This window comes from Mesorhizobium sp. (assembly GCF_005063415.1).
Lineage (GTDB): Bacteria > Pseudomonadota > Alphaproteobacteria > Rhizobiales > Rhizobiaceae > Mesorhizobium.
On record NZ_SUEG01000010.1, the window covers coordinates 284 to 9,121 of the forward strand.

The 8,838-nt window shown below is 64.7% G+C and carries 7 protein-coding genes and 1 pseudogene; 1 reads left to right on the plus strand and 7 read right to left on the minus strand.

All coding sequences use genetic code 11. The features are described 5' to 3' along the window. The 3 genes from E5W70_RS04975 to E5W70_RS04985 all read right to left on the minus strand — a co-directional run. Window positions 1-230 (minus strand): homocysteine S-methyltransferase family protein (locus tag E5W70_RS04975; RefSeq protein WP_292654676.1); only part of this gene is annotated, 230 nt, incomplete at its 3' end. Then, the gene (locus E5W70_RS04980) at window positions 227-2,680 is read right to left on the minus strand and encodes an FAD-dependent oxidoreductase (protein WP_292654679.1); all 2,454 of its coding nucleotides are present in this window, start codon (window positions 2,678-2,680) and stop codon (window positions 227-229) included. The genes E5W70_RS04980 and E5W70_RS04975, both read right to left, overlap by 4 nt. 13 nt (window positions 2,681-2,693) lie before the next feature. Then, the gene (locus E5W70_RS04985) at window positions 2,694-3,281 is read right to left on the minus strand and encodes an XRE family transcriptional regulator (RefSeq protein ID WP_292654683.1); all 588 of its coding nucleotides are present in this window, start codon (window positions 3,279-3,281) and stop codon (window positions 2,694-2,696) included. A gap of 308 nt (window positions 3,282-3,589) precedes the next feature. Between E5W70_RS04985 and E5W70_RS04990 the strand changes: the two genes are divergently transcribed. Beyond that, window positions 3,590-4,288: a nitroreductase gene (locus E5W70_RS04990; RefSeq protein WP_292654686.1), complete on the plus strand. Its 699-nt coding sequence runs from the start codon at window positions 3,590-3,592 to the stop codon at window positions 4,286-4,288. Window positions 4,289-4,308: 20 nt separating this feature from the next. Here the strand turns inward: E5W70_RS04990 and E5W70_RS04995 are convergent, their stop codons facing one another. The 4 genes and pseudogenes from E5W70_RS04995 to E5W70_RS05010 all read right to left on the minus strand — a co-directional run. Further along, on the minus strand, window positions 4,309-4,896 hold the full coding sequence (locus E5W70_RS04995) for a sarcosine oxidase subunit gamma (protein WP_292654688.1): 588 nt from the start codon (window positions 4,894-4,896) through the stop codon (window positions 4,309-4,311). Further along, window positions 4,889-7,885 carry a sarcosine oxidase subunit alpha gene (locus tag E5W70_RS05000; protein WP_292654691.1) on the minus strand — a complete coding sequence of 999 codons (2,997 nt, stop codon included), beginning with the start codon at window positions 7,883-7,885 and terminating at the stop codon, window positions 4,889-4,891. Before E5W70_RS05000 ends, E5W70_RS04995 begins: the two co-directional genes overlap by 8 nt. Beyond that, window positions 7,882-8,178 (minus strand): sarcosine oxidase subunit delta, encoded by a 297-nt coding sequence (locus E5W70_RS05005; RefSeq protein ID WP_023676536.1) that lies wholly within the window; start codon window positions 8,176-8,178, stop codon window positions 7,882-7,884. Before E5W70_RS05005 ends, E5W70_RS05000 begins: the two co-directional genes overlap by 4 nt. An 11-nt stretch (window positions 8,179-8,189) precedes the next feature. Next, window positions 8,190-8,838: pseudogene (locus E5W70_RS05010) on the minus strand (FAD-dependent oxidoreductase); the annotation flags it as partial.

The window sequence follows — 8,838 nt, forward strand, 5'->3', positions numbered from 1 at the left end:
GGCTTGAACAGCTCTTCCGCGCCCTCGCGCGCCAGCCGCTCCGGCGTGGCGGAATAAGTGTTGATGGTGATGACGCGGGCGCCGGCGCGGATGAATTCCGCGTGCAGGTCGCGTACCAGATCCGGTTCGTCGATCAGCACCCTGGCCGACCACAGCGGCGTCGGCTCGGAACTGCTGCGGCGGACCAGCTCCTGTCCCATGCCGCCATCGGTGAGGATCACTTTCTTCATGCTCTGAGCCTCTCGTTCTTTGGATCCCATAGCGGCTCATCCTTCTGCACGACGGCCCTGAAGCGTTCGCCGAAGATCTCGACCTCGACCGCGGTTCCCGGCTCGGTGAGGTCGGCGCGCAGCATGCCGAGCGCGATCGACCTGTCGATGCGATGACCCCAGCCGCCGGATGTCGTCTCGCCGACGATCCGGCCGTCGTGCCAAAGCGTCGACATGTAGGGGGCGTCGCAGTCGCCGGGATTTTCGACGACCAGCGTGACGAAGCGCTTCTTGATGCCTTGCTGCTTTTCGTTCTGCAGCGCCGCCTTGCCGCGGAAGTCGGGCTTGTCCCATCTGACGAAGCGCTCCAGCCCGCCCTGCAGGATCGAATAGTCGGTCGACAGATCGCCCTTCCACGTACGGTAGCCTTTTTCGAGCCGGAGCGAATCCAGCGCGTACATGCCGAACGGTTTCAGGCCGTGCTTTTGGCCTGCCGCCCAGACGGCATCGAAGATGGCTGCGGTATCGTCGACCTTGCTGTGGATTTCCCAGCCGAGCTCGCCGGCGAAGGACACGCGCACCAGCTTTGCCCAACGTCCGGCGATACTGGTTTCCTGATGCGTCAGCCAGGGCAGGGTGAGGTCGGCCGCGCAGAGTTCGGCGAGGATGTTTCGCGAGTTGGGGCCGGCGAGGATCTGGGTGGAGTATTCCTCCGTCCTGTCGACCAGCTTGAATGTGGCGTCCTTCGGGATGCGCGACTTCAGCCATTCGAAATCATGCCATTGAGCAACAGCGGCGGTGATCAGCGTCATCAGGTTCTCGTCGTGGCGGACCACCGACATTTCGGTGACGGTGCGGCCCTTGTCGTCGGCAAAATAGACGAGGCCGATGCGGCCGGGTTTCGGCACCAGGCCTGTCACCTGGAGGCTCAGCCATTCGGCGGCACCCGGACCGTCGAGATTGAAACGGGAAAACCCCGGCAGGTCCAAAATGCCGGCGGCATCGCGGACGGCGAGGCATTCCTCGCGCACGCGATGCTGCCACGGCCCGTCGCGGCGGAAGGTCAGCGTGGATTCTTCGGAGATATCGTCGCCTGCCTTCGCATACCAGGTGGCGCGTTCCCAGCCATTATAAGCGTCGAACCGGGCGCCGAGTGCCTTGATGCGGTCGTGGAGCGGCGACAGCTTGCGGTCGCGCCCGGCCGGCCAGGCATGGCGCGGGAACTGGATGGCATATTCGTTGCCATAGATCTCCATCCCCTTGGCGACGCAATAATCCGGGGCCGAGGCAAAGGCGGTGAAACGGCGCGGATCGCACGACCACATGTCCCATTCGGTCTGGCCCTCGGTCACCCATTCGGCCAGCACCTTGCCGGCGCCGCCGCCCTGGGCGATGCCGAAGGTAAAGACGCAGGCCTCGAAGGCGTTGGGCACGCCGGGCATCGGGCCGATCAGCGGGTTGCCGTCCGGCGCATAGGGGATCGGCCCGTTGATGACCTTGGACAGGCCGGCGGTGCCGAGGATCGGCACGCGGGCGACAGCATCGGCCAGGTAGTATTCCAGCCGGTCGAGATCGTCGGGAAACAGCTGGAAGGAAAAATCGTCGGGCATCGGGTCGTTGTGGCCGACCCAGTGGGCGCGGCAATTGCGCTCATAGGGCCCGAGGTTCATGCCGTTCTTTTCCTGGCGGAGATAGTAGGAGGTATCGACGTCGCGCAGCAGCGGCAGCTTCTTGCCCTGTTCCTTCGACCACGCCGCCAGTTCGGGGATTTCCTCGAACAGGATGTATTGATGGCTCATCACCATCATTGGCACTTCACGGCCGAACATCCTGCCGACTTCGGCGGCGCGGTAGCCGGCCGCGTTGACGACGATCTCGCAGCGGATCTCGCCTTGCGCCGTCTCGACCACCCACTCGTCATTGTCGCGGCGCACGCCGGTGACCGGACAGAAGCGGATGATCTTCGCGCCCATGTCGCGGGCACCTTTAGCGAGCGCCTGGGTCAATTGCGCCGGATCGATATCGCCGTCACTCGGATCGTAGAGCGCGCCTTTCAGCTCATGCGTCTCGATGAAGGGGTAACGGCGCTTGATCTCGTCGAGCCCGACCACGTCGATGTCCATGCCCTGGTAGCGGCCCATGCCCTTGGCGCGCTGGAATTCCTGCATGCGCTCCGCGCTATGGGCCAGCCTGAGCGAGCCGGTGACGTGGTAGTTCATGGGATAGCCGACCTCGTCGGCCAGCCGGCGATAGAGCTCGGTCGAATAGCGCTGCATGTTCATCAGCGACCATGACGAGGAGAAGGTCGGCACATTGCCGGCGGCATGCCAGGTCGAGCCGGAAGTCAGCTCGTTCTTCTCCAGAAGCACGCAGTCGGTCCAGCCCGCCTTGGCGAGATGGTAGAGCGAGGAGGCGCCGACGGCACCGCCTCCGATGATCACCACGCGTGCCGTGGTCGGCAAACCGGCCATGTTCTTCTCCAGATCAATAGACGGGCGGCGAAACCACCCAGATCACCACAGCCGGTTCCGCTCCAGGATTGCGCCAGCGGAACGGCTTGCCGTCGAAGCGGAAGGAGTCGCCTTCTCCAAGCCGGTGCCAGATGCCGGCAATTTCGATGTCGAAGCTGCCGGACGCTACGTAACCGGCTTCCTCGGTCGGCCGGCGCGCCTCGCTCTTCAGCTCGGCACCGGGGGCGAAGACCGAACGCAGCATCTCGAAGCTACCGCCGAGATCCGGCGACAGAAGCTCCTCCACCAGGCCGGAATCGCTTGTGCCAAGCGTGCGCCGATTGCCGGCGCGCACGACCACGCCGCGTTCGGTCTCGACAGGCACGTCATGGCTGAAGAACAGGCTGACCGGCACGCCGAACAATTCGGCGAAGGCCCTGAGATCGCCGAGCGAGGGGATCGACAGGCCGCGCTCGACCTGGCTGACCCAGCCGACGGAACGGCCGAGCTTCAGCCCGATTTCGGCAAGCGTCAGGCCGCGCGCCTTGCGCAGCGCACGAATGTCGCCGGCCAGCAGCCGTTCGCTGTTATCTTGTTCCGGTCTTGCGGCGATCGAGGGCAAAGCCACTCCCTTTGATGAATCGCTTTGTGAAAAATGAAGAATCTCGATGAAAAATTCTGGCCAAATTTCATGTGACCGCAGGTTTGTGAAAAAATCAAGATGATTTTCATGCACCCACAAGATTTACTTGCGCCATTTTGACGGTTCAGGCAAAGGCTCGGCGCACGAGCGGCGAGTGGGGCGTCCGGTCGAGGCGGATAGGGCGTCGAGCGTTCATAGAAACTCGCAAGGATGCTCCATCACTTCTAGTCGGCGCACGATCCTTTCCGGATAGCCGGGTTCCAGGATTATGCGCAAAGGGACAGCCCATGCTGGAAAACAACTCCCGGATTGCGGCGGCGATCGTCGATGACGCGATCACCTCGCGCCGGTCGGTACGCGCCTTCTTGCCCGACATGGTCGACGACGACACCATCCGCGATATTCTCGCCGTTGCCGCGCGCGCGCCCTCAGGCACCAACATGCAGCCGTGGAAGCTCTATGTGACCAAAGGCGAGGTCAAGCAGCGCATCACCGACGCCATCATCAGTTCGGGCATCCGCGCCGAAAAGGCCGAGTGGGACGAGTACCGCTACTATCCCGACCAGTTCTTCGAACCCTATCTGACGCGACGGCGGGCCAACGGCTTCGGCCTTTACGGCGTGCTCGGCATCGGCCGGCGCGAGGTCGACAGGATGCGCGCGCAGCATGACCGCAACTTTGTCTTCTTCGATGCGCCGGTCGGCATGATCTTCACCGTCGACCGGCGGCTGAACAAGGGGTCGTGGATCGACTACGGCATGTTCCTGCAGAACATCATGGTCGCGGCGCGGGGCAGGGGCCTGCACACCTGCCCGCAGGCCGCCTTCGCGCCCTATCACCGGCAGATCAGGCCGGTGCTCAACATCCCCGACGAGGAGATCGTCGTCTGCGGCATGGCGCTCGGCCATGAGGACACGTCCAAGCCCGAAAATGCCTTCCGCACTGACCGCGCGCCGCTAGAAGAGTGGGTGACATTCGCCGAGTAAGGTGACGACGCGCCGTCCAGCTACTGCACTTCGAAGCCGACTTCCTCGCTGGCGTGGCAGAGCGCTTTCCAGAACGAGCGTGCGAACGAGCGGAACACATAAATGTCGAACTGATCGGCGCCGGTGCGCTGGATCTGCGCGAAGACGTCGTGATGCATGGTCGAGCGGCCGGCGCCGATCGGGAACGCCGGCAGCGCGAAGTCGATGGCGAAGAATTTTGCCAGCACCCACTCGGCCTTCGGCCCGGCGATACGGATCGCGGTGCGGCCGTGCGAAAGGTCGGTCACCGTACCGATGGCCGAAGTGACGACACTGGCAAAGGTCGACGCCAATCCCTCGGCTTCATCGACCACAGTGAACTTTCCCGGCGCAAAGCCAAACACCGACCTGACGCCGTCCGTGACACCGCCGCCGGCACCGTCGGGCAAAGCCAGGCCGGTGACCGCATGGATGCCGGCCATCAACGTCTTCTCCTCGCCGGGCCAGGCGGCGAGCTGCAGGATCGACCCCGGCCTGGTTTCGGAGAGGATGATTTCGACACCGTGCTCGAAATTGCCATGCGAGCCTGGATGCAGCACCGGCTCAAGCGGTGATTGGCGCTCAACCATGCATGCGGCTCCCGTCCGGATCGAAGAAATGGTTGGAGACGATCTCGACCGGCCCGAACCGGTTGCGCAACGGGTCGGAAACATAGGCTCGCGAGCCGCGCCGCGCCTTGCCGCCCTTGACCAGGGCAAGTGCGATATATTTGCCAAGCGCCGGCGAATAGCAGCAAGCGGTGATGTGGCCGAGCGAGCCGTGCGGATTGGCTTCGTCAAGCTCCTCGACGATGTGTGCGCCGCCATTGAGCGGCTGGTTGTCGAGCGCGACAATACCGACGAGTTCCAGGCGGTCGGGTGCGATCAGCCCCTCGCGGTCCATCATCGCCGAGCCGATGAACGGCTTCTTCTTCGACAGCATCCAGTCGAGATGCAGATCGCGTGCCGTGGTGCGACCGTCAATCTCGGCACCGGTGACGTGGCCTTTCTCAATGCGCATGGTGCCCAGCGCCTCCAGCCCGTAGGTCACCAGCCCGAACGGCTTGCCGGCTTCGATCAGCGCCTCCCAGACATGGGTGCCGTAACCGGCGCCGGAATAGACCTCGAAGGCCATTTCGCCGGAGAAGGACAGCCGGCAGATCATCACCGGCGCGCCGGCAATCTCGCCGTGGACGATGCCCATGAAGGGCAGGGCGGCATTGTCGACGGCGGTGCCGCTGACGCAAGCAGCCAATATCTGCCTTGCCTTCGGCCCGCCGATGGCAGCACCGGCCCATTGGTCAGTGACCGAGGTGACGTGGACCTTCAGCTCCGGCCAGATCACGTCGAGGAAATACTCCAGATGCTGCATCACCTTGCCGGCATTGGCCGTGGTGGTGGTCATCAGGAAATCCTGCTCGCCGAGGCGCCACGTGGTGCCGTCGTCGAAGGCGAGGCCGTCCTCGCGCAGCATCAACCCATAACGCGCCTTGCCGACGGCCAGCGTCGAAAACATGTTGGTGTAGACGCGGTCGAGGAATTCCGCCGCGTCGGGGCCCTGCACGGCGATCTTGCCCAGTGTCGAGACATCGACGATGCCGGCGCTCTCGCGCGTGGCTCTCGCCTCGCGCACATAGGCCTGCTCGATCGTCTCGCCGGGATGGCCGTAGATCATCGGCCGGTACCAGAGGCCGGCCGAATACATGGTGGCGCCGTTGGCGACGTGCCAGTCATGCATCGGCGTCAGCCGCTCGGGCTTCAGATCGCCGAAGCGTTCGGCGGCAAGCGAGCCGATCGATACCGCCGAAAAGGGCGGGCGAAAGCGCGTCGTGCCGACCTGCGGGATCGGCTTGCCCAGCGCCTCGGCCATGATGGCCAGGCCGGGTATGTTGGAGCTCTTGCCCTGGTCGGTCGCCATGCCGAGCGTGGTGTAGCGCTTCAGATGCTCGACCGAGACGAAGCCTTCGCGATGCGCCAGCCGCACGTCATCCGCTGTCACGTCATGCTGGAAGTCGACGAAGCTCTTTCCTTCGGCCTTGATCTCGAACACCGGCGCCGGATCGGGATCGCCAGGTCTTGCGTCGATGGCAGGCAAGGCCGCCGGCGTGGCGGTTGCGCCCGCGGCGGACAGGCCGGCGGCGCGGCCTTCGGCGATCGCCTCGGCGGTGGAGAAACTGCCGGTGAAGGCGCCGGCGCCGATCCATTGCCGTGTCGTCGGCTTGGGCGGCAGGAACACTTGTAACGCTTCGTTCCATTCGGCTTTGGCTCCGGCCTGGCTGGCCAGATGGATGGTCGGCGACCAGCCGCCCGACATCAGCAGGCAATCGGCATGGATGCTGCGCGCATCGCCGGAAAGCGCGCCGTTGACCATGTCGAAGCGCTGCACCTTGAAGCCGGAAAGCGCCTTGCCACCCTCGGTGGCGATCACCGCGTGGCCAGAAAGGATCTCGGCCTCCGCTTCGCCGGCCAGCTTGCGCATTTCGCTCGAAAGCTCAGGGCGCACGTCGACGATGGCGACGACCACGGCGCCGGCCTTCTTCAACGCCAGTGCTGCGCGATAGGCGCTGTCATTGTTGGTGAACAGCCCGATCCTGTCGCCGGGCAGCACGCCATATTCATTGGCATAGCGCTCGGCCGCATGCGCCAGCATCACGCCTGGCCGATCATTGCCAGGAAAGACCAAGGGACGCTCCAGGGAGCCGGTGGCTAGCACCACCGATTTGGCGCGGATGGTCCAGTAGCGATGGCGCGGCTCGCCTTTGCCCGGCGTTTCCTTATGGTCGGTGACGCGTTCGATCGCGGCAAGCGTGTTGCCGTCATAATAGCCCCAGACCGTGGTGCGCGGCAGCAGGCGGACATTGTCACGGCCTTCGAGCTGGCCAGCGGCGCGTGCCGCCCACTCGGCGGCCGGCATGCCATCGATCGTCTCGCCCGACCAATTGGCCGAGCCGCCGAAATGCGGCTCGAGCTCGGCCAGGATGACGCGTGCACCCTGATCGGCAGCCGCCCTGGCGGCCATCAGCCCGGCCGGGCCGGAGCCGACTACCAGCACATCGCAAAACGCGTTCATGCGTTCGTAGCGCGCCGTATCGGGAGCCGTGCCTGCCTTGCCCAGGCCGGCGGCACGGCGGATGAAATGCTCACAGAACATCCAGAAGCGCGTGCCCTTCAGCGGACCGATCACCGGTCCCATGAAGGTCTTGTAATAGAAGCCGGCCGACAAAAACTTGCCGCCGAGCTGGTTCACGGCACTGACGTCCCAGGCAAGCGAGGGGAAGCGGTTCTGGCTGATTGCGGTCAGCCCGTCATAGATCTCGACCATGGTGGCGGGAATGTTCGGCTCGCGAACCTCGCCCCTCAACACGGTCACCAGCGCGTTCGGCTCCTCGACCCCAGCGGTCAGCACGCCGCGGGGGCGGTGATATTTGAACGAACGCCCGAACAGGGTGACGCCGTTGGCCAGCAGCGCCGAAGCCAGCGTTTCGCCGGCGTGGCCGGTATAGGGGGCGCCGTCGAAGGTGAAACGGATGGTCCGCAGCCGGTCGATGCGGCCGCCGGCCTCGCTACGGCGCGGGCTCATGGCTTGTCCTCGGCCCGGTGCCGCGCAACCGAGTTGTGGTCGCCGCGCGCGAATGCGGTGCTGGAGATCTCGTGCGTCAGCGTGTTGCGCACCACCCTGAGATGGGCGCGGCAGCCGCCGGAATGCTGCCAGATCTCGTTGTGGTCGCCGGCCGGGTTCAGCCGGTCGTAGACATAGGCGTTCCAGGCGTCGAGGTTTTGTGAGGCGGGCTGTGGGCGCTGGCGGTTGCCGTCCCCCTGATAGGTGAATTCGATCACGTCGCGCGGGCCGCAATAGGGGCAGGTGATGAGCATGGATCTCTAACCTAATGCAGCCGGGGCGTGGCGCCCTGGCCCTTGTCGTCGATCACCAGGCCACGGTAGAAGCGGTCGAGCGTGAAGGCCGCGTTGAGATCGTGCGGCTCGTCCTTGGCAATGGTCCAGGCAAAGCACCAGCCGGAAGCCGGCGTCGCCTTGAAGCCGCCATAGCACCAGCCGCAATTGAGATACATGCCCGGCAGCGGACCGGTGGTGATGATTGGCGAGCCGTCCATCGACATGTCGCAGACGCCGCCCCATGAGCGCAGCATCCGGACACGGGCCAGCCCAGGGAACAGCGCCAGCATCTCGCTCATCACCTCATCGACGATCGGCAGGCTGCCGCGTTGGGCGTAGCTGTTGTAGCCGTCGAGATCGCCGCCGTAGACAAGGCCGCCCTTGTCCGATTGCGACATATAGAAATGGCCCATGCCGAAGGTCAGGACCGTATCGATGAACGGTTTTAGCGATTCCGTGACGAAGGCCTGCAGCACGTGGCTCTCGATCGGCATTGTCTCGATGCCGGCAAGCCGCATGACCCGCCCAGTGCTGCCGGCCACCGCCACCGCTACCTTTTTGGCGCGGATTTCGCCGCGCGTCGTCGTGACGCCGGTGATGCGGTCGCCGTCGCCTGGGGCTATGCGCGCGGCGCAGATC

What these genes read in the sequence shown, in the direction of transcription:
- E5W70_RS04980 (WP_292654679.1), bottom strand. Translation starts at nt 2,680, where the DNA reads ATGGCCGGTTTGCCGACCACGGCACGCGTGGTGATCATCGGAGGCGGT.
- E5W70_RS04990 (WP_292654686.1), top strand. Translation starts at nt 3,590, where the DNA reads ATGCTGGAAAACAACTCCCGGATTGCGGCGGCGATCGTCGATGACGCG.
- E5W70_RS04995 (WP_292654688.1), bottom strand. Translation starts at nt 4,896, where the DNA reads ATGGTTGAGCGCCAATCACCGCTTGAGCCGGTGCTGCATCCAGGCTCG.
- E5W70_RS05000 (WP_292654691.1), bottom strand. Translation starts at nt 7,885, where the DNA reads ATGAGCCCGCGCCGTAGCGAGGCCGGCGGCCGCATCGACCGGCTGCGG.
- E5W70_RS05005 (WP_023676536.1), bottom strand. Translation starts at nt 8,178, where the DNA reads ATGCTCATCACCTGCCCCTATTGCGGCCCGCGCGACGTGATCGAATTC.